Genomic DNA, 22,247 nt, shown 5'->3' on the forward strand with positions numbered 1-22,247 from the left:
TTATTAAACCTTCATTTAACTAATTTAAATAAATTTAGCAATAATTTAATAATTAATATATACTTACAGCGTAAAAGAAAAAATAATTAACCACTAAAGTCATTAGTTGGTTATAATTTACTGCATTGCACAGGACTAATTTCGTAAATATTAGGTCTTGTGATAACCGAATTCATTAAATTAAAAAACACTAAGAGAAAAGTTCATTATGTGTGGTTTTGTTTTTAACTCAGCGACTATGGATAAAGTTGAAGTGTTTCAACAAGCTTCAGCTTCATTAACACACCGTGGTCCAGACAACTATCAATTCTCTCAAGACGCTTGCGGTACTTGGGGTTTCCACCGTTTATCAATCATGGATTTATCAGCTGCTGGTAACCAACCATTTAAACATGGTAATACAGAAGCTGTTTGTAACGGTGAAATCTATAACTTCCACCAAATCCGTAACTTCTTAGAAAAATACAACCCTGATTTCAAATTCACTTCAGGTTCAGACTGTGAAGTACTAATCCCAGCTTATAAAGCATTAGGTGCTGATTACATGGTACGTATGCTTGATGGTGAATTTGCGTTAGTGCTTGTAGATGCTGATACTAACACTTTATTAGCAGCTCGTGACCCTATGGGTATTCGTCCATTATTCTATGGTTACGATAAAGAAACTGGTAAAATTGCATTCTGTTCAGAAGCTAAAGGTTTAATTCCTTTCTGTAACGATGTAAATCCATTCCCTCCAGGTCACTACTACCTAAATGGAGAAATCATTTGTTACAACGATTTATCTAACCCAAGACAAATCTCTACAGATGATTTTGCGCAAGCAACTACTAAAATCCGTTCTTTACTAGAAACTGCGGTAGAAAAACGTTTAGAATCAGACGCACCAATCGGTTACTTATTATCAGGTGGTCTTGACTCTTCTTTAGTTTGTGCAATCGCTACTAAAAAACTAGGTAAGAAAATTAAAACTTTTGCAGTAGGGATGGACGTAAATCCAATCGACCTTAAATATGCAAAAGAAGTAGCTGAATACTTAGGTACAGAACACCACGAAATCATTATGACTCGTGATCAAGTGTTAGAAAGCTTAGAAAAAGTAATCTATCACTTAGAAACATGGGATATTACTACTATCCGTGCTTCTATGGGTATGTACTTAATTTGTAAATGGATTCGTGAAAACACTGACTTAAAAGTATTATTAACAGGTGAGTGTTCAGACGAATTATTCGGTTACAAATATACAGACTATGCTCCTACACCAGCAGCATTCCAAGACGAAGCAGCTAAACGTGTAAGAGAACTTTACATGTACGACGTATTACGTGCTGACCGTTGTTTAGCGGCTAACTCTTTAGAAGCACGTGTACCATTTGCTGATACAGATTTCGTACAATATGTAATGAGCATTAACCCAGCCCTAAAAATGAACACTTACGGCAAAGGTAAATACTTATTACGTGCAGCGTTCGAAGGTACAGACTACTTACCTCACGACATTCTATACCGTGAGAAAGCAGCATTCTCTGACGCTGTAGGTCACTCAATGGTTGATGACTTAAAAGCTTACGCTGAATCTAAATATTCAGATGCAGATTTAGCAGCAGCTAAAGATAAGTATCCACACGGTACTCCATTTACTAAAGAATCACTTTTATACCGTGATATTTTTGAGAAATTCTTCCCAGGTCAAGGTCACTTAATTAAAGACTTCTGGATGCCTAACAAAGAATGGGTAGGTGCTGAAGTTAATGACCCATCTGCGCGTGTTCTTAAAAACTACGGTGATTCTGGTAAATAATACAGAATTATTTATCACTCGCAATCCCTTGAAGATAAATAATAAAATGAAGTTCTACTTCATTTAAATCCGGTAAGATTAAAGCCCCTCAAAGTAATTTGAGGGGCTTTAATCTTGTTGTTAAATTAATTAAGCAAAATTACAGAGCTTAAATTCTATTAAGATTGCTCTTAAGCTTGGTAGTTTGCTAATAAAGTTTTAGCTTTTTCTTTTGCTTGTTCAATAGTTAGTAATTGTTTTTCACCAGTACGGCGATCTTTAAATTCTACATTACCTTGTTGTAGGTTTTTCTCACCGATAATGAATTGGTAAGGCACACCTAATAAATCAGCATCAGCTAAAGCTACACCTAAACGTTCACTACGGTCATCGAAGTAAACTTCGTGTTGTTTTGGTAGTTCATTGTATAAGTTATCAACAAACTCTTTAACTACTTCTGATTTATTGTAGTTTACTGGAATTAAACCTACTAAGAAAGGAACTAAAGCATCTGGTAAAGTACAACCATATTCATCGTGGTTTTGTTCGATAGCCGCAGCTACTACACGAGTAACCCCGATACCATAACAACCCATTACTGGATAAATGTTTTGTCCATTTTCATCAGTAACCGTAAAGTTAAAGGCACGTGAATATTTGTCACCTAACATGAAGATATGACCACATTCACAACCACGAGTTAATGATAATACACCTTTACCACATGGAGATGGATCACCTTCTTCAGCATTACGAATATCGAAAGTTTCGTTGAATTTAGCGTCACGATCCCAGTTTACACCATATAAGTGGAAATTAGTTTCATTAGCACCTGTAGCAAAATCAGAAACAGTTGCGGCTGTATCATCTGCGATTAAGTAAACTGGACAGTTTAATACCCCTAATGAACCTACTTTTGCACCAAACACTTGGTTTACTAGTTCTGGATGCGCAAGAGTTACAGGACTTGCAATTAAAGGGTGTTTTTCAGCTTTAACTTCGTTTAAAGTATGATCACCACGTAAAGCAATAGCTACTAATGGGTGCTCTTGGGTTTTACCATTTACTACAACTAGCTTAATGGTATGCGCAGCATCTAATTCACCTTTGCTAAAATCTACTAATTCTTCGATTGTTGCTACATTTGGTGTAGCTACTTTACGCATCTCTTGCGTAGGAGCTTGACGCGTGCTACTTGGGATTGCTGGAGCTTTTTCTAGATTCGCAGCATAATCTGAATTCTCACAATATGCAATAACATCTTCACCAGCTTGCGCTAATACTTGGAACTCTTTAGAACCTGAACCCCCCATTGACCCATTATCAGCATCAACGGCACGGAATTTTAAACCACACTCAGTAAAGATTTTATTGTACGCTTGCTCCATTGAGTTGTACACTTTTTCCATGTTTTGCCATGAAGTGTCAAATGAATAAGCGTCCATCATAATAAATTCACGAGTACGTAAAATACCGAAACGTGGACGAGTTTCGTCACGGAATTTAGTTTGAATTTGATAAGCGTTTAATGGTAATTGACGGTAAGAGTTTACTTCTTGTTTAATTTGGTAAGTAAATACTTCTTCGTGGGTTGGACCGAGCACGAAATCAGACTGTTTACGGTCTTTGAATTTTAGTAGGTTATCACCATAGCTGTTATAACGTTGAGATTCAACCCATAATTCAGCCGGTTGGACCATAGTTGCTAAAAACTCTAAAGCCCCAGTCGCGTCCATTTCACGACGCACAATGTCTTCTACTTTTTTTAGAATACGTTTACCAGTAGGTAACCAAGTATAAACACCTGAAGCTAATTTACGCACCATCCCTGCACGAATCATTAATTTGTGCGAATCAATAGCTGCTTCTGCTGGTGCTTCTTTTAAAGTCGCAAGTAAATAATTACTAATACGCATGAAAATATATCCTCTAAATATACTATGTGCTCATTATCTTTGACTATAGAGTAGGTTAAAGTAAAAGCTTACAACCGTAAAGTCATCCACTTTATAGTTACTTTTAGTAGTACCTTTATCGTAGTACCTATAGTACTTACCTATACTTAGTCAGATAAAAACCTATAAAACTATAAAAATTACTCAATCTAGTTACTTTATCCTTTTAACTTTACACCCCAAAGGGAGCAAGAGTTAGCTCATAAGGAGCTATTGAGGATTTAGGTTGAGTATTATTGTTTGTAGGAGTAGCTGGAGTTTCCGGCGCACCTTGTTCATTATTTTCAGGTGATGCATTATCTTCAGGAGCTGCTTGATCTGTTTGCTCTGGAGCTTGCTCACCTTCTGATGCTGGAGCCGGAGTAGCATATTTAGTTACATCGATAACTTTACCATCACTAAAGATCACTTTTTGATCGGTAGTTAAAATACCTTTAAAACCTAGATCCTCTGGATTTAAAGTTTGCATAAAACTCGGGGCGTTATCGATGATTTTTAAATCATCAAGGTTATAAACAATACTAATTAATGTAGCTTGTCCTGGTAATAGTAGATTCGGAGCTTGTGCCGCATCTACGTTTGGACTAAACTTCGTTAAGTCATAAGCGGTTACATCAGTTAGTTTGTTGGTTAAATCAAAATATACCGGAATAGTCAGGTAAATTACGTTTTGCGCTTTACCTGTTTCATTTAAACTAAAAGCCACTTGTGCATTAAAAATTACGCGGCTAATAGGTTGCGTGCCAATGTTTTTAATGGCATAACTTAAACGGATGAACTTATCTTCCATTATAGGTTTGCCACTATTAATTGGAACGATTGACACAGCTTCAGAAAATTCTTTTACTGCTTCTGGATTATTATTGACTAAAGCGTCTACGATTTTATTTTCGTCAAGTTCTACACTTACCATAATCGGAGTGCGGTTATTGACTAGCTCTGGATTATCGGCGCTTTTTTCATTTTTTCCACAGCTTGCTACGAGTAGAGACAAGCTCAATACTCCGAGCACTAAAAAATGTTTATGCAACATGAAAACTGTTTTGCTAATCTAATCAAAAATGAAAATTATCTTGCTAGAAATTAACTAGAAATTAATAAAAAAGTATTAATAAGTATATCACAAACGGCAGCATAAAGCGAAAACTACAGGTCTTAGAGCCTATAGTTAAAGGCTAAAACCGCTTATTTTTGCGCTTTAGTTATAGCTGGAAAAATATTTTATATTTTCTAGGATTTTTACCTGATATCAAGCTGCTAAAATTTATAAAAATGGTATAATAAAAATTGGACAAAAATTACGATATTTTGCTCTTTTTACGGATATACTACTTTACACTCCCTAAATAGCTTTTACATTAACCATTTTTATTACCTGCGCAATTTTCTTCAGGATTACTTGCGAAGTAGGAGGAACTTTTGTCTGATACTATTATCATCAAAGGAAAAGATACAGCAGATGCAATTAAAGCCCGCATCGCTGCAGCAATAGCTAAATTAGCTGCTCGCGAAGATAAAATTATACCTAAACTTGCAGTAATTCTCGTAGGTAACAACCCTGCAAGTTTAATTTACATTAAACAAAAGCAGCAACAAGCTGCACAAGTAGGTGTGGAAACTGAACTCCATCACTTACCTGAAAATACTGAATTTGAAACACTGCTAGATTTAATTAAACGTTTAAATCAAGATCCTGCGGTAAACGGCATCATTTTACAATTACCTTTACCTCTAGAGTTAAAACCATTTACTTATAAAGCAATGATTGCTATCGATAGTAAAAAAGATGCAGATTGCTTTAATCCGAAAAACTTAGGTTTAACTTTCTTAGATCGTGCTAATATTGTGCCTTGTACTTCTCACGGAGTTTTACAACTATTAGATCATCACGATATTAATGTCGAAGGTAAACACGTAGTAATTGTAGGTACGTCGAACTTAGTGGGTAAACCATTAGCCTTAGAGTTAATTAACCGTAATGCAACTGTAACTACATGTAATATTCATACGCGTAATATTCGTAACATTACCCAAACAGCTGATATTTTAGTAGTAGCTATCGGTCATGCTAAATTCTTTGATCATACCTATGTAAATAAAGACTGTATTGTTATCGACGTTGGTATTAACCAACTAGAAAATAAATCTTTTGATCAAGAATTAGCCGACCAATTACAAGCACAAGGTGAGCAAGCGACAGCACAAGCTTATGCGCAAGCCAATAATTTAATCCTAGAACAAGCACTCATTGAAGTAAACAACCGCACACGTAAACAATTTACGGTTGGTGATATTGACTTTGAAGATATGCTTGGTAATTGTGCAATGGTATCTAAAGTACCAGGTGGTGTAGGATTACTAACAGTAGCTAACTTACTACACAATACGCTTATTCTAACGCTGTTACAGCACAAATTAAATTTTGAAGAGTTCGGCTTACAACGCCGTTATATTCGTGATCAATTTGATATTAGTCACAAATAAAAAATCTTTAGCAACACTGTTTTTAAGCTAAATTTATAAAAGCTCCAAGAATTATCTTGGAGCTTTTACTATTTTATTTTTATGCTTATCTTGTGACTTTGCATGATTTTGCAACTTAGGCATAAGTTGGATGCCACATTGCTTGTTTAGCAGTCTCTAACCAATCGTTAGCGCTTACTTGCGCTACACCTTCAGCTTGGGCTTGGGCTGCTACAGCAGCGGCAACAATTGCTGACACTTCACGTAAACGTGAAACCGGAGGTAGTAAAGCATGACCTAACTCGGTCGGATTTACTTGATCGGCCAAAGCTTGAGCTGCTGCTTGGAGCATAGCATCAGTCACTTTATTAGCCTTACTAATAATTACTCCTAAACCTAAGCCTGGATAGATTAAAGCATTGTTACCTTGACCAATATGGTAATCAACACCTTTATATGGCACTGGATCAACTGGAATACCAGTACATACTAAAGCTTTACCCTCTGACCATGGAATAATATCAGCTGGGAAGGCTTCAATTTTTTCATCAGGATTCGACAGAGGAAGAATGATCGGACGCTCTACTCCAGCACACATAGCTTTTACTACTTGTTCGGTAAATGCTAAATGGTGTGTACTTGTCCCGATTAAAATCGTCGGTTTTACTTGGTTAATAACTTCGAGTAAACCAATTTTGCCCTCAGCATTTTTCCAAGAAGCCACTTCGTCCGGATCACGTGCATACTCTTGTTGGTAGTTTGGTAAATTTGGCATATCTGTAGTTACTAAGCCGTTTTTATCGATCAGATATACGAGACTTTTAGCTTGCTCGCGAGTTAAACCTTCGCGTTGCATTGCCGCACTAATTTGATCCGCCATACCTGTACCTGCTGTACCTGCACCATAAACTACAAGTCTTTGTTCTTTAAAGCCTTGTTTAGTTACTTTTAGACCTGAAGTTACAGCAGACATAACCACTGCTCCAGTCCCTTGCATATCATCATTAAATACACGATAAGAATCACGGTATTTCATTAGGATACGACGGGCATTACCAGCACCAAAGTCTTCAAAATGTAATAAGGCATTCGGGAATAAGCGGCTGGCTGTTTTTACATAAGCATCGATAAAATCATCATATGCTTGTCCACGTACACGGGCATGACGATTACCTAAATATAGTGGATCAGCAAATAAGTCTTGGTTGTCCGTACCTACGTCTAAGTTCACTGCAATTACACGGCGAGGATCTATACCTGCAGCGGCAGTGTAAACTGCTAGTTTACCTACAGAAATATCTGTACCATTAACTCCCCAATCACCAATACCTAAAATTTGCTCAGCGTCTGAACAAACAATTAGATCAACGTCTTGGGCACTTAAACCTGTATTTTTAAATGCAGTTTCAATATCTTCAGGGTTATTAATTGATAGATAAACAGCGCGTGAACTACGATAATTTTGCGACCATTCTTTAATTGCTTGCCCAATAGTTGGGTCATATACTACAGGGAACATTTCTTGGATATGATCTACAAGTAGTTTGTAGTACAGTGTTTCATTACGATTGTGTAATGCATCGAGATAAAAATATTGCTCAATGCGCGAATTAAAACGTTTAAATTGCGCATAAGCACGAGTTGCTTGTAATTCTAAAGTTTCAACCGCACTTGGTAATAGACCAATTAAACCATGTTGTTCACGCTCAGCACGAGTAAAAGCAGTTTCTTTATTGCTAAAAGCATTAGCATATATCTCAGGTTTACGTACCATAAGATCTCCTTAAATGGTTAAAACATTAATGGAAAAAGTTCTTTTAATTCTTCTTTTTAACTTTTATAGATCCGAATTTAACAAAATCACGTCAAGCCTAAGCATTTTGTTTATAGCTATACGTAAATTAAGTAGAAATAATTTATCATTTGTTAGTAGATACTATTATCAACCTTTTTCCCAACTACTTGGCAAAATTCTACACTTTTATCAGTAGTTTAAACTCTCTAGGTCAATCTATGCTATAATTAGCTGCATGCTTTTCTCAAAGCACATAAGTTTTAATTGTCTAGGTCATTAGAGTAGTTGCTTCCTTTAACTATAGATAGTTACATTTTTTGCTTAATGGTTATAAGTTTTACTCAATGACATTCAAGGTTCACGTTTTACCATGGAAATCCTCGTTTTAGATTCTTCATTTAATCAAATGCAAGCTGCACATTATGCAGTGGATAACTCCGCTTCTACTTTAACAGGACAAAATTATCAAGTATTATTTGCTAATTCGTTTGAAAAAGGAAGCCAAGGAGAAAAAGCCTTAGATTTAATTCAAGCTATTGCTACTAATCCACAAGCTGCAAAGTTATACGCAGAGTATAACTATTTAATGTTTAATCGTGGACCTGGTTCATTTGTGGGAACACGTATTAGTACTAGCTTAACTCAAGGAATAGCTACAGTTGAACCACAAATTAAAATTATCGCAGCCTCTTCTTTACAAATGGTAGCTGCGCAAATCCAACAGTTAGCTCTGCTCTTAGCTCGTAGTCAAGTATTACCAGCTTGCTTAAGTCAAGGAGACAAAATCCTTGTAGCTCTAGATGCTAATATGGGTGAAAGCTATATTGCCTGTTACTCATGGCAAGCACCAAATACTACGACTACAGAAGAACAAGCTGGCATGAGTCTAGTTCTCCAAGGTTCAGAGCAATTAATTAAAGCCGCAGAACTAGAAACTCTTTATCAAGCATGTACGGCTAATACCCCTACGCGACAAACTTTAATTACTGAGCAAAACTACCAAGAGAAGTTTGGCATTAGCGCTAACGAGCAAGTTATCTTAGTTGGTAATGCTTGGAGTAAATACTTACCGCAAGCAACTACTCTTTGTCAGCAATTAAGTGATGAAAGTATCGCACGTAATGCCTATCCGGTAATTACAGCTTTCTATGAGCAACAACTATTACGTCCTGTTGTCAATGAAAACATGATCCGCACAGGAGAGGTAGCTGATACCCTAGACGACTTATTTGCTTTATGGGAAGAATTAACTAGCTTACCAGATTGTCGTTGGCAAGCAACACTTTTAGCGGCTAAAATAGCCCAACAAGATTTTACTCCGCGCTTAGAAATTGAGCCTACATATATTCGTGACAAAGTTACTTACTAATGTCATTGCAGCCTAAGCACAATATATAAATAATGCTCCTAGGCATGGCTTAGCGCCTTATATCACACACTATTATTTCTCACTCTTAGATGAGTGCATTTAAATGCAATAACTCATATTATGACAACCTATATTGTTAATCTAATACATGCTGCATGGGCATTTATTAACGATTATTTACTGATAATTTCTTTACTGGGTGTCGGATTATTTTATTTTTTAGTATTTCGAGCCGCTCAGGTAAGATATTTAAAACATGGAATAGGACTTTTACTTCGTAAAGACATCTCTTATGATGACGATAAAGTAAACATTAGTCCATTACAGTCATTCTTAACCGGTCTTGCTGCCCGTATTGGGATGGGGAACATTGCAGGGATTGCTGCGGCAATTTCGGCGGGCGGACCTGGAGCCATTTTCTGGATGTGGGTGGCTGCTTTTTTAGGGATGGGAACTTCTTTAGTTGAAAATACCCTCGCGCAAGTATTTAAAACCAAAATCTCAAACGGAGAGTTTAAAGGTGGACCGGCTTACTATATTCGCTATGGTCTAAAGAATAAAACTTTTGGGATAATCTTCTCATTAGTTCTAGCCTTTACTTATGGTTTTGCTTTCGTTTCTTTACAAACGAACCAGATTTCAGAATCCTTAAATTATGCCTTTAACATGCCTCATTGGGTGGTAGGGATGATTTTAGTATTCTTAACTGCGCTTATTATTTTCTCTAACTTAAAAACTATCTCGAATGTAAGTGCGGTCTTAATCCCAATTATGTCTGGTCTGTATATTATTATGACCTTAGTAATTGTCTTCTGGCACTTTACGGCTATTCCTAAAGTTTTCTATACTATATTTAGCTCGGCATTTAATACCGACGCTGCCTTAGGTGGTACTATTGGGGCTGCTATTAACTACGGTATTAAACGTGGTTTATTCTCGAACGAATCTGGGATGGGTTCATCACCTAATATTGCAGCTTCGGCCAATGTTAAACACCCTGTAAGCCAAGGTATAGTACAAATGGTTGGCGTATTCTTCGATACGTTTGTTATTTGTACCCTAAGTGCTTTTATGGTGCTAATGTCAGGGGTGTATGGATCACCTGAAGCTGTAGGTTTAGAAGCAGCTTCACTAGCGCAAGCTTCGATTGCTATTTTCTATGGTAAAGTAGGGGTTGATATTCTAGTAATTATCATCTTCCTTTTTGCTTTTACGTCTGTAATTGGTTACTTTACTTATGGTCAAGTAGGGGTGTACTACTTTACCGAAAATAAATGTGCAGCACATGCTTATCGTGTAGGCGTATTAATCTTTACTTTCTGGGGAGCTTATAACACTCCGGTTACCGTTTGGAATACGGCTGACATCTTTATGGCGATTATGTGCTTCCTTAACGTAGTTGCATTGACTTTCTTATGGAAACCTATGTATATAGTATTCCGTGATTATCAATTACAATTACGTCGTGGAATTAAAACTCCAGTATTTAATGTAGAGAAATATCCTACATTAAAAGCACTATTACCAGATCCTGATATTTGGAATGACTCTGCGCATCACCAGCGCCAGGCTATGAAAGTCGCACAAAAGCAAGCACAAGAATCACGTGCTGATTAAGAATTAGATTGTTTAATCGCTCTAAAGGAAAGTTAATTCCTACTTTTAGCTTTTACTTTCTTGTACAAGCTGATAAAAACAGCTACTATATATGTGCGTTAAACACTTTGGATTATATGAATAAAAATCATATATTCTTCAGTAAATATAAGATCCCCAAGTACTGGGGATCTTTTTTTATGCTTGAAAGAAATAAATTGCTTGATATGGTTGTAGAATTAGACGACGATTTTGCCAATGCACATCACTATAATTATTTAGAAGTACTGTAGCATCAGAGATTCCTAATGATTCACGGGTAAGTGAAGTTTCGAGCACTTGACCACTAAAGTTTACAATTACCAATAAGCTTTGTTCTTGGTAGCTACGTTTATAAATCCATAAATCTTCGTCATTTAAAGGTTCTAAATCACGATAATCACCTAGAGCAAAGATTTCATATTCTTTACGTAAAGCAATTAAAGTTTGATAGGTATAGAATACCGAGTTCGGATTTAGCAGTTCACGTTCTACGTTAATCGAGCGATAATTAGGCGCTACTTCAATCCAAGGTTCTCCGGTTGTAAAACCTGCATGAGGTGTATTATCCCATTGCATAGGTGTACGTCCATTATCGCGGGATTTTTGTGCCAGAATTTGTAAAACTTGTTTTTCACTTTTACCTTGCTCCAGCAGAATATTGTACATATTTAGACTTTCAACATCGCGATATTGACTAATATCACTAAAGCCAGGATTAGTCATGCCTATCTCTTCTCCTTGATAGATATAAGGAGTACCTTGTAACCCATGTAAAGCCATAGCTAGCATTTTAGCTGCTTGCGGACGTAAAGTATTATCTGTACCTAAGCGCGATACTACACGTGGTTGATCATGATTACACCAAAATAAAGCATTCCATGCACGATTATGCATGTTTAGTTGCCAGTGTCCGAGAATACGTTTTAATTCTAAAAAATCCGGACGAGCATAAGTCCACTTCTCTCCATTTGGATAATCTATTTTTAAATGGTGGAAATTGAACACCATGGATAATTCCGTACCTTTAAGATTAGCGTATTGTTGACAATGCTCAACCGTGGTCGAAGACATCTCTCCTACACTCATTAAACCATAAGGTTTTAGGACTTTTTGGTTTAGTTCTTTAAGGTATTCATGCACTCGCGGACCATCTGTATAAAACTTACGTCCATCTGCTAGAGGATCATCGGGGAAGATTTGATCTTTAGAAATAAGATTGATTACATCTAATCTTACTCCATCGATACCTAAATCAGCCCAAAAGGCAATAATTTTATACAACTGCTCACGCACTTGCGGGTTTTCCCAATTGAGATCAGCTTGTTCAGGAGCAAACAAATGTAAATAGTGACTTTTAGCTTTACTACTCCATTTCCATGCCGAGCCCCCAAATTTACTTTGCCAATTATTAGGAACAAGTTTCTTCTGATCACCACGCCAAATGTAATAATTATGATATGGAGAGCTAGGATCTTGAGCTTGTTTAAACCATGGATGTTCGGTTGAAGTATGGTTAAGTACCATATCCATAATAATACGAATATTACGCTCATGTGCTTGGGATACTAACTCTTTAAAATCTTCGAGCGTGCCATATGCAGGATCTATTTGCATATAATCGGCAATATCATAACCATTATCAACTTGCGGAGAAACATAGATAGGAGTTAACCAGATAGCGTCAATTCCTAATTTATGTAGATAGTCTAGTTTACTGATAATACCTTGAAGGTCTCCAGTACCCGAACCTGTACTATCTTTAAATGATTTGGGATAAATCTGATAAATTACACCATTTTGCCACCAAGCTAATGACATATTCAAATCCTTAAATTTTACAACAAAGGCAATAAAAAGCGCCGGTCAACAATCGGCGCTACATAAAAATACCAATACTAGGTTAACAGACCTTGGTCTTAGTTAAGGCCAGTTTAACTAAAAAACCAAGATTGCATATTCTTCGATCCCCTTAGGTCATAAGGATCTTTTCATTTAGTAATAGCCCCAAACTAAAGGCAGAATATTATTGGTATAGGATCCCCTTAAAGCTTTGGTAGAGGATACGGTAATGATTATTATTCCAAACTAGCTTTAGCAGCTTTACGTTTATAAATAATAACCGTTAAAATTAAAGGAACTATAATAGCTACTAGCATAGCTAGAGCAAAAATGCCCCAGTACACAGGTTGAATAGAAAGAATTCCAGGTAAACCACCTACTCCTATCGAATTAGCTAATACTCCGGTTAAACCACAAATGAATGCTGCACATGCAGAACCAATCATGGCACAAAGCATTGGGAAACGATAGCGTAAGTTAATACCATACATTGCAGGTTCAGTTACACCAAGGTAAGCTGAAATTGCTGCTGGTACTGAAACTTCACGTTCTTTAGCTTTGCGAGAAATAAGGATAATCCCTAAAACTGCCGAACCTTGTGCAATATTCGAAAGAGCAATTAGTGGCCATACAGGAGTACCACCCATATTTTGAATTAATTGGAAGTCGATTGCAAGTGTAGTTTGGTGTACACCTGTAATTACTAATGGCGCATATAGGAAACCAAAAATCGCTGCTCCGATTGGTGCAAAACTACCAGTCATAAGAGCTTTAACTACATAAGCAACACCATCACCAATTTCACGACCAAATGGTCCGATTAACGCGTGGGCTAAAGTTACACCAATTAATAAAGTTAAAATTGGTACAAGCACTAAGTCTAAGTAAGAAGGAATAATTTTTCTTAGACCACGTTCTAACCAAGCTAACACCATTGCCGCTAAAATCGCAGGAATCACCTGCGCTTGATAACCTACTTTTTCTATGCTAAATAAACCAAAATCCCATACGTCAGGAGTTAATGACCCTAGACCGTATGAATTCATTAGTTGTGGTGATACTAAGGTAACTCCGAGTACAATGCCCAGAATTGGCGTACCACCCATTTTTCTCACTGTAGACCAACAAATACCTACAGGTAAAAAGTGGAAAATCGCTTCACCTAATAACCACAAGAATGCATTTAAGGTATTTAAAAATGGGTAAACGGCAGTTAATGGTTTACCATCCACCATCGGGATATCACCGATAACATTTCTAAAACCTAAAATCAAACCTCCGGAAATCAGGGCTGGTAAAAGCGGGATAAAGATTTCTGCTAAATGCGAAACAGCCGCTTCCCACCAACGGAGATTTTTGCGTGCTGCGGTTTTTAATTCATCTTTAGTAGTAGATGTTAAACCTGCTTGGGAAATAAGTTCTTGATAATAATCTACAACTTCAGTGCCAACTACGACCTGAAACTGTCCGGCATTGGTAAAAGCTCCTTTAACAAAAGGTAGCTCTAAAATAGCTTTTTCATCGGCAAGTTTGGCATCATTGAGCACAAAACGTAATCGCGTTACACAATGCGATACCGATGCAATATTTTTACTGCCCCCCACTAATATTATTAAGCGGGCAATGGCTTGTGGATCTATTTTTGTTGCCATAGCTTACCTGCCGAAAAGAAATACGATTGAAAATACCTAAACGTAAAATAAAATTTTCGTTTCTTTTGTTTATAGTATAGAGCGACTAAATTAAAAAAGCCAATCAAATATTTAAAACTGTGTCACGAGTCACACTTTTTTTGAGGCTTATAATTTTTAGCTTTAATTTTCAAAGAGATAAAAATTGAGCATTTTGCTAATTTTTGCGACTTTTGCCCACTTTTTTCTTTCCGCAAGTTCGCTAATAGCAAAAATTAAGATCCGTTTCGTAATCAAAAATATAAAAAATACCAAAACAAGGCAAAAAATATACAAAAAAATGAGGCTATAAAATACTAGCCTCGTTTTAAATATATTTTTATGGTCCCATCAGAAGTTTTTTTAATGTAGTTGCATATGGTGATGCACTTACATTATTAACTTCATTAGTTGGACGAATTACTGGCGTGGTAGCAAATACCGAAGTCACAAAGGTTACCCCACCTTTATTCGTTTGGGTAACTGTTTGCGCATTAGTTGCTAAAGTAGTTCCTGAAGCATTTAAAGTATTATCAAAATACATATCTTTAATGTAAATGTTGTAGGAATTATTAGCGTAATTACGTAAACGTTTGTCTACGACCACTTTATCTGCTTGCCAGAGAATAGGGATAATTGGTAAATCTTGAGCAATTAAAGCACTCGCTTGTTCATAAAGCACCTGACGATTTGCCGAATCACTCGCACGTGCCGCTTGGTTTAATAAACGATCGTACTGGAATGAGTCATAGTTGGCAAAGTTATCACCAGATTGGCTTTGCAGCATATTATAAAACGATGAAGCGTGATTATAATTAGCCTTATACGTAATCGCGGTTAATTGATATTCACCACGACGTAGCGCTTCGAAATAGGTTGCTGGATTACTTGCAATTAAATTTAATTGAATAATACCTCGAGAATTTTCTTTTAACTGCGCTGCTAGTTTCTCCATAAACGTTTGCATTGCTGCCGACTGATCTTGAGGATAAACATAGTCAATCGTTAAAGGGAACGATTCTGAGTAGCCAGCTTGAGCTAATAAGTTAATTGCCTCATCGTAATTTGTATAATTTGCGTTTAGCAATTCACGATTTTGTGGCAACATTTTAGCTTCAGCAACTACCGGAGGTACGAAAACAGTCGACGGTATAGCATTAGGAAACGTTTGTGCCACTATAGCTTTACGGTCAATTAATAAATTTAATGCTTTACGTACCGGCAATTTATTCATTGCACGGTCGAATAAATTAATTTCTAAGAATAAACTTTCAGGATAAATTCTTGATTGAATTTGAGTATAGAATAACGAACTTAATGAACTTTCGTTATATTGATTTAAATAAATAATACTGCGATTTTGTTTAGCATAGTTTACCGGCTGTTCACCATCTTTATCTCCATACGAGCGAATAAAGTTAATGTGAACATTTTTAATGTCCCAATAATTAGGATTTTTTACCAGTAAAAAATCTTGGTTCTCATCTGGCGTAAATTTATATGCTCCATTAGTTACCAGAATCGCATGACCATTTTCGTCACGATCTGGAGCATGTACTGGAGCAGTTGCCGGACTAGCTAAAACTTGTAATAACCAAGGTGTAGGCTGATCTAACACGACTAATAATTCGTAATCTGAAAGAGCAGCTACCCCTAATTGGTCACGTGATTTTAAACCATCAGAAATTTCTTTAGCATTTAAGATATTTCCGTTAATTAACACGTGGCGATTTGGCGCGCCAAATTCACTATCAATTAAACGTTGCCATGAATATACGAAGTCATAAGCCGTTACAGGTTCACCATTAGACCATTTAGCGTCTTGACGTAAATGGAATAAATAGCGTTTACCATCTGGACTTATATCATACGATACTGCTGCGCCAAAGCGTAAATCTTCATCACTCGGAAAACTTACTAAAGTTTCGTAGATATTTTGCATTACTGCTAGAGAATCTCTATCAGTAGCAAAAGCAGGATCTAATACTAAACTTTTACTAATTGGCAGATAGAACGTATTTTCATCATCAGCTTCAAAGTACTTCCCTAAAGAAGTATAAGCACTACTTTTACTGCTTGATGCGTTTAAATCAATAGTTGGTGGCTTACTAATGGCCATGTGCTCCACCACATGACTTACATGTGGCAAAGTTAAATAGGTTTGATAATCAACTTTATATGGTTGGTGAGACGTATTTTTACTTTCGCCTTTGGCTAAAGCTAAGTTTTGCCAACCGATACCGCAAGTACTAATTAAAATAATTAGCCAAGTAAAAACGTTGATATTACGCATAGGATATAAATACAGCTTAGAAAGCTGTGGGATAAGTAAGAATTTTTTCTTACTTATTTTCATTTGGGCTTCTAAGTTGAGTTAAAATTCGGGAATGCAAAATTATCGAAATAATTTATGTTTGCGGCGATCAAAAACCACAAATGCACCTAATGCTATATTATATAGCTGGCTTTACTACGGCACACTCAAAACTCACGTTTAGGACTATGAAAAACTACTCCTAAGATCTAAAATCTACAAAATGTTAGTTTTTTTTAACTGAAAAAACTCGCATTTCTTGCATCTTAGTATATATTTTGTAACTTTTTACTTAGTCGACGCAAAAATTGCCTGTTTACACCTTTTAGAATGACATATTTGTATATTTTAGGTACAAGTTATAAGAGCCTACGCGGCTAAAACTCGAATCTAAATTTTTATTCTTAATTAAAACTTATTGTCGCTTTTTCAAAATTTTCCGCTTTTTTATCTGTATAATATGCCTTGTCGTTGCAATGACAAATAATTATATTGATCTTTTTTTTCTTTCGAGGGTTTCGATATTGCTAAAAAATAAGTTTCTTTCTCTCTTAACGCTTCTAGTTGTAGCTTTTAGTTTCACTTTCCCAACAGCTAAAGCGGTTGAATTACCCCCTGGAACAAAACTTGCATCCAAACAAGTTCTTAATTATGCCATTGGTTCTACCCCCGAATCTTTAGATCCTGGTATAAATGTTGATTGGTCTATCCAGCAAGTATTAAAATCCTTATACGATACTCTCGTACGTCAAGATTACACTGGTAAAATTGTAGGTGTCGGTGCAACTTCATGGCAAGTTTCTGATAATGGTTTAACTTGGACTTTCCACTTACGTCCAGAAGCTAAATGGACAGATGGTAAACCTGTAACTGCCCATGATTATGTATATGCATGGCAAAGAGTACTTGATCCTAAAGTAGCTAGCTTAGGTGCAGATTTTATTTCTGCTCTTAACTTAAAAAATACGGCACAAATACGTCAGGGTAAACTTCCCCCAAGTGAATTAGGTGTTGAAGCTAAAGATGATTACACTTTAGTTTTACATCTTTCACGTCCGACTCCTTGGTTATTAGATACAGTTAGTTTATTACCAACAGCTCCTGTACGTAAAGACATTATTGAAAAATACGGACGCAGCTGGACAAAACCAGAAAATATTGTCTCTAACGGTCCATTTAAACTTGTTAGTAATAAGTTTAACGAAGCCTTACAATTCAATTTACGTAATGACTATTGGGATCGCAAAAATATTTATATCACGCAAATAAATTATGAAGTTTTACCTAAAGGTCAAAGCTCATATTTAAAATATTTAGCTGGTGAATTTTATACTGCACGTATTCCAGCTCAATACTTTAACCAAGTACTTGAGCAACGTCCAAATGAAATGATTGCAGAACCTTATCCTTCGACTTATGCTTTAGTGCTTAATACGCGCTTAGAGAAATTAAGTAATCCGGAAGTACGTCAAGCAATCAGCTTACTTTTAGATCGTAATCTCATTGCGCAAAAGTTTTATCGCTTCTATACCCCAACAAGTTTAGTAGCTCCAGCAATGCTAGGTGACGGTCGAGCTTTAGTTGAGAAAAAAAATCTCATTAAACCAGAATATCGTCAAGCTAATATTAAAAAAGCCATTGCTTTATTAGAAAAAGCTGGTTACTCTAAAGAAAAACCTTTAGAATTAACTTGGACACATACTAAAGGTAATGAAGCCGAGCGTAATAATATTGCCATGAGTAGTATGCTCTCGGACTTTTCTGGCGGCTTAATTAAAGTTAAGTTACAAGCTTTTGATTTAACGAGCTACTACTATAAAATTCAACATAGTGATTTTGAATTAGCTTTTTATATCATTAATCCTGATTTCTATCACGTTGCAAGTTTTTACAATATTTTCAATCCTGGAAATAGTAATAACTTCTCAGGCTGGACGGATAAGAAATTTACCGAATTATATGAAAAAGCTTACTTTACGGAATATGACAAACAACGCGCTGCGATTTATCAAGAGTTAAATAAAATTCTACAAGAGCAAGTACCGGTAGTACCTATTGTGCTAAGTGCACGAGTGATTGTTAAATCACCAGCACTTGGTGGTTTTAATGGTAAATTACCTTATACCTACATGCGAGATTACTACATTATTGCTGATAAAAAAATCGCTCCTGTTAAGTAATATGTACTAACAATTAACTAAGAGCTTTTAACTAATTGAAACTATAAATCGGTTGCAGCTCATTAGTTTTAAGTTATAATTAAAAGAGAGTTATCTACTTTAGTAGGTAACTCTCTTTCTATCTTTTCTATATCTTATACTGTCGTGTATGAGAGCTGCGTTTTACTTAATAGTATTACCTGAACATCCAGAGGAGGTTTATGACAATAATTCTACAACAAGTATCTTGTTTACGTGGTAAACAAGAGTTTTACTTTGATCTAGAAATTCCCCAAGGACAAAAAGTAGCGATTGTTGGCGAATCTGGAGCAGGTAAATCAACTTTAATTAATTTAATTGCCGGTTTTATTCCTCTCGAAAAAGGAAAGATCTTTATTAATGGTAAAGACTGTGCTAAGTTATTACCAGGACAAAGAGACTGCGTTTTAGTTTTTCAAGAAAATAATCATTTTCCGCATCTCAATATTTACGAAAATGTAAAACTAGCTTTTACGCATACTAAAATAAGTGCTCAACAACAAGAAAAACAAATCCAAGAAATGCTTGAGTACTTGCAAATCGAAGCCATTCAAAAACAATTACCCATGAATTGTTCAGGTGGACAACTACAAAGAGCGGCTTTAGCGCGTGGTTTTTTATTCCCGCGTAGTGTGCTTTTACTTGATGAACCTCTCTCGGCTCTTGATGATAAAAATAGTCAAAGAGTTATCAATTATTTAGCTAAGGTATCTCAAACCGTACTTATTGTGACCCATGATCTTGAGATCGTAAAACCTCTAGTCGACCGTATTATTACTATTGCTCAAGGCAAGGTCATTAATGACCAAATGCTTAAAAACGCATAACAAAAGCTTAAAACTTACAGCTTAATCGCCAGCTTTTAGTACAATTTCTCATTTTCTTATTTTTTCATTTTCTCATTTCTCATTTTTACATATGGCAAAACCTCCAACATTGTTGGAGGTTTTGCTCGTTACAGCACTATATAGTGTGGAATGATAATATCTTGATTCGAATAATTTGGATCACTAAACCATTTTTCCGGCATTACAATGCGCGTATTTGGTTGAGTATTTAAATAAGCACCCCACCAAGAGAAAGTCGAATTGGCCGTGATTAAATGGTGACATTTACTCATTAAGAGTAATGATAAATAATCAGCTACCTCTTCTACATATGCCACTTGCTTACTATAGGCTGAAAAATCTAAATTCGCTTTACACCAAGCAACATCATCTGTAAAAATTAATAATTTATACGCTTCTAGGTCCGCAAAATGCGCTAAAGCTTGTTGATAATATTGCTCATCAAGAATGCGATAAACATTTTGATGTTGTAGGTAATCGGTACGGCGAATATGTAAACCAACCGTTGGAATCTCATTACTTATATATTGAGTTACTAGCGCCTCTAATTCAGCTTGCTCAGCTGGAGGCAAGGTAAAGAGATTTAAAATATCTTCGCGATAATAAGCAAAATATTTATATGACAGTAAAGTCGAGTCAACAATGGCATAAATCCGATTTTTATCGTGCGGATTTATATCAAAAGCTGTATGGTGACCATTAATATCAGCCATTAATTGCGAATTAAAGCGAAAGTTTTTAATGCCGTACTCAACAATTTCTTTACGCTCGGGACTAAGGATTGGTACTTGCCAAAATAGATTTTGGCTATAAGACATAAACTGATTACCATTACCCAGCGCATGGGTATTTTGGTCTACATACCAACGATGCCCAAAAGTTTTAGCCATGGCATAAGTACCAGCAATCATAAACATTTGGTTACCTAGACCACCTGATGGATAAAGAATAAACATTTTTTACTCCTTATAAACCAGTCGCTTAATCATTAAAAGTGTCGACAATCTTGTACTTAGCTTTTAGTTTAGCTAAAACACCATCAGATTGAGCTTTAGCTAGAGCCTTATTAATTGCAGCTAATAATTGTTTATCTTTGTGGCGTACGGCAATCCCTATACCTTGAGAAACCACTGGACTAAAAACTTTAGTTGCTAAGAAATGCGCTTTCGTTTTATTAGCTGTTAAATAACCTTGCGCTACATCTTCCGATTCAAAAACCGCTTGAATACGTCCGGTTTTTAAATCTAACATTGCCGTATCAAAAGATGGATAAGTTTTAATGGTAATTCCTTTTTGTTGCTGTAAGTAGACAGCTAAAGTTGTACCTTGTTGTACGCCGATAACTTTTAACTCTTTAACTTGTTTATATTTAGAGTTGTCACTTACAACGTAAACCCCAGGAATAGGATTAATATATGGCGTACTAAAACTTACACGTTTTTTACGTTCATCAGTAATTGAAAGGGCTGAAACTACTAGATCGGTTTTCTTAAACAGTAAATTCGGAATTAAGCCGTCAAAAGCTCCTCGCTCTAACTTACATTTAGTTTCTAGTTGTTTACATATATATTTAATTAACTCTACATCAAAACCGGTAAATTCTCCTTTTTCATTGAGATATTCGTAAGGAAAATAACCATCTTCAATACCAATAGTTAATTTTGCTGGTACACCTTCAGGTCTAGCAGCCTGTACTGGTGTACTCACACTCATGGTTGCTAAGCTTAGGCAACCCACTTGCAAGAGTAAGAATAATTGTGAAAATAATCTTTGCATAATTGAGAATACAGAAAATAATAAAGGCTCTAGTGACGATCACTAAAGCCATTATCACAAGGAAAATTCACTTTCCTTAAATATGAAACTTCTTCTGTATTATATCCAACTTAAGAAAGTTTTGCTAATTATTTACCGTAGTCAATACGTACACCGTATTTTTGTGCTAATTCATTTAAGAAACCAGTTTCTTTTGCTTTCGCTAAAGCTTTATTAACTTTTGCTAATAATTCTTTATCTGATTTACGGAAAGCAATACCTGTACCTTGACCGATAATATTATCGAAAATTGGTTCATCTAATACTTGTACTTTTTGACTTTTATCATCTAAGTATTTAGCAGCTACGTCTAAAGATTCGAATACAGCTTCAACACGACCACCTTTAAGATCTAGCATTGCTGTATCAAAAGATGGATAGTATTTAATTTCAATACCTTTTAAAGTCATTAAGTAACTAGCTAAAGTAGTACCTTGTTGCACACCAACTACTTTAAGATCTGAAATGTTTTTAGTTGGAGATGAGTTGTTTACAATGTAAACTCCAGGTTTAGCACCAACGTATGGTGTTGAGAAATTTACACGTTTTTTACGTTCATC

General features: G+C 35.9%; 15 protein-coding genes. 6 read left to right on the top strand and 9 right to left on the bottom strand.

Annotation, left to right across the window (positions count from 1 at the left end):
- Nucleotides 1-208: 208 nt before the first annotated feature.
- Entirely contained in the window at nt 209-1,804 is a 1,596-nt protein-coding gene (asnB, locus tag CKF58_RS02465) for an asparagine synthase B (protein ID WP_119530524.1), read from the top strand.
- A 170-nt stretch (nt 1,805-1,974) separates the two neighbouring features.
- Here the strand turns inward: asnB and CKF58_RS02470 are convergent, their stop codons facing one another.
- Nucleotides 1,975-3,699 carry a proline--tRNA ligase gene (locus tag CKF58_RS02470; RefSeq protein ID WP_119530527.1) on the bottom strand — a complete coding sequence of 575 codons (1,725 nt, stop codon included), beginning with the start codon at nt 3,697-3,699 and terminating at the stop codon, nt 1,975-1,977.
- Nucleotides 3,700-3,910: 211 nt separating this feature from the next.
- Complete coding sequence (locus CKF58_RS02475) at nt 3,911-4,732, bottom strand: hypothetical protein (protein ID WP_119530530.1); 822 nt, start codon at nt 4,730-4,732, stop codon at nt 3,911-3,913.
- Nucleotides 4,733-5,157: 425 nt separating this feature from the next.
- Here CKF58_RS02475 and CKF58_RS02480 point away from each other — a divergent pair, with 425 nt between their 5' ends.
- Complete coding sequence (locus CKF58_RS02480; protein ID WP_119530533.1) at nt 5,158-6,222, top strand: bifunctional 5,10-methylenetetrahydrofolate dehydrogenase/5,10-methenyltetrahydrofolate cyclohydrolase; 1,065 nt, start codon at nt 5,158-5,160, stop codon at nt 6,220-6,222.
- 115 nt (nt 6,223-6,337) lie between these two features.
- Here the strand turns inward: CKF58_RS02480 and CKF58_RS02485 are convergent, their stop codons facing one another.
- Nucleotides 6,338-7,975 carry an NAD-dependent malic enzyme gene (locus CKF58_RS02485; protein WP_119530535.1) on the bottom strand — a complete coding sequence of 546 codons (1,638 nt, stop codon included), beginning with the start codon at nt 7,973-7,975 and terminating at the stop codon, nt 6,338-6,340.
- A 391-nt stretch (nt 7,976-8,366) separates the two neighbouring features.
- Between CKF58_RS02485 and tsaB the strand changes: the two genes are divergently transcribed.
- Both tsaB and CKF58_RS02495 read left to right on the top strand, forming a co-directional pair.
- Nucleotides 8,367-9,365, top strand: coding sequence for a tRNA (adenosine(37)-N6)-threonylcarbamoyltransferase complex dimerization subunit type 1 TsaB (tsaB, locus tag CKF58_RS02490; RefSeq protein ID WP_119530538.1), 999 nt, complete (start codon nt 8,367-8,369; stop codon nt 9,363-9,365).
- A gap of 120 nt (nt 9,366-9,485) precedes the next feature.
- Entirely contained in the window at nt 9,486-10,982 is a 1,497-nt protein-coding gene (locus CKF58_RS02495) for an alanine/glycine:cation symporter family protein (protein ID WP_119530541.1), read from the top strand.
- Nucleotides 10,983-11,159: 177 nt separating this feature from the next.
- Here the strand turns inward: CKF58_RS02495 and treC are convergent, their stop codons facing one another.
- The 3 genes from treC to CKF58_RS02510 form a co-directional block, all read right to left on the bottom strand.
- A complete protein-coding gene (gene treC, locus CKF58_RS02500) occupies nt 11,160-12,821 on the bottom strand; it encodes an alpha,alpha-phosphotrehalase (protein ID WP_119530543.1) in 1,662 nt (553 codons plus the stop codon).
- A gap of 257 nt (nt 12,822-13,078) precedes the next feature.
- Nucleotides 13,079-14,494: a PTS trehalose transporter subunit IIBC gene (gene treB / locus CKF58_RS02505; RefSeq protein ID WP_119530546.1), complete on the bottom strand. Its 1,416-nt coding sequence runs from the start codon at nt 14,492-14,494 to the stop codon at nt 13,079-13,081.
- A gap of 358 nt (nt 14,495-14,852) precedes the next feature.
- A complete protein-coding gene (locus CKF58_RS02510) occupies nt 14,853-16,805 on the bottom strand; it encodes a peptide ABC transporter substrate-binding protein (protein WP_222987665.1) in 1,953 nt (650 codons plus the stop codon).
- Nucleotides 16,806-17,350: 545 nt separating this feature from the next.
- Between CKF58_RS02510 and CKF58_RS02515 the strand changes: the two genes are divergently transcribed.
- Nucleotides 17,351-19,006: a peptide ABC transporter substrate-binding protein gene (locus tag CKF58_RS02515; RefSeq protein WP_222987666.1), complete on the top strand. Its 1,656-nt coding sequence runs from the start codon at nt 17,351-17,353 to the stop codon at nt 19,004-19,006.
- 200 nt (nt 19,007-19,206) lie between these two features.
- A complete protein-coding gene (locus tag CKF58_RS02520) occupies nt 19,207-19,851 on the top strand; it encodes an ATP-binding cassette domain-containing protein (RefSeq protein ID WP_119530554.1) in 645 nt (214 codons plus the stop codon).
- 128 nt (nt 19,852-19,979) lie between these two features.
- Here CKF58_RS02520 and CKF58_RS02525 read toward each other — a convergent pair whose 3' ends face one another.
- The 3 genes from CKF58_RS02525 to CKF58_RS02535 all read right to left on the bottom strand — a co-directional run.
- Nucleotides 19,980-20,828 carry an alpha-1,2-fucosyltransferase gene (locus CKF58_RS02525; protein WP_119530557.1) on the bottom strand — a complete coding sequence of 283 codons (849 nt, stop codon included), beginning with the start codon at nt 20,826-20,828 and terminating at the stop codon, nt 19,980-19,982.
- A gap of 25 nt (nt 20,829-20,853) precedes the next feature.
- The gene (locus CKF58_RS02530; RefSeq protein ID WP_119530560.1) at nt 20,854-21,648 is read right to left on the bottom strand and encodes a substrate-binding periplasmic protein; all 795 of its coding nucleotides are present in this window, start codon (nt 21,646-21,648) and stop codon (nt 20,854-20,856) included.
- Nucleotides 21,649-21,776: 128 nt separating this feature from the next.
- The coding region (locus CKF58_RS02535) for a substrate-binding periplasmic protein (RefSeq protein WP_147397194.1) at nt 21,777-22,247 on the bottom strand (471 nt) is incomplete at its 5' end.

The sequence above is a fragment of the Psittacicella hinzii genome, assembly GCF_003585935.1.
GTDB classification, from domain to species: Bacteria; Pseudomonadota; Gammaproteobacteria; order Enterobacterales; family Psittacicellaceae; genus Psittacicella; species Psittacicella hinzii.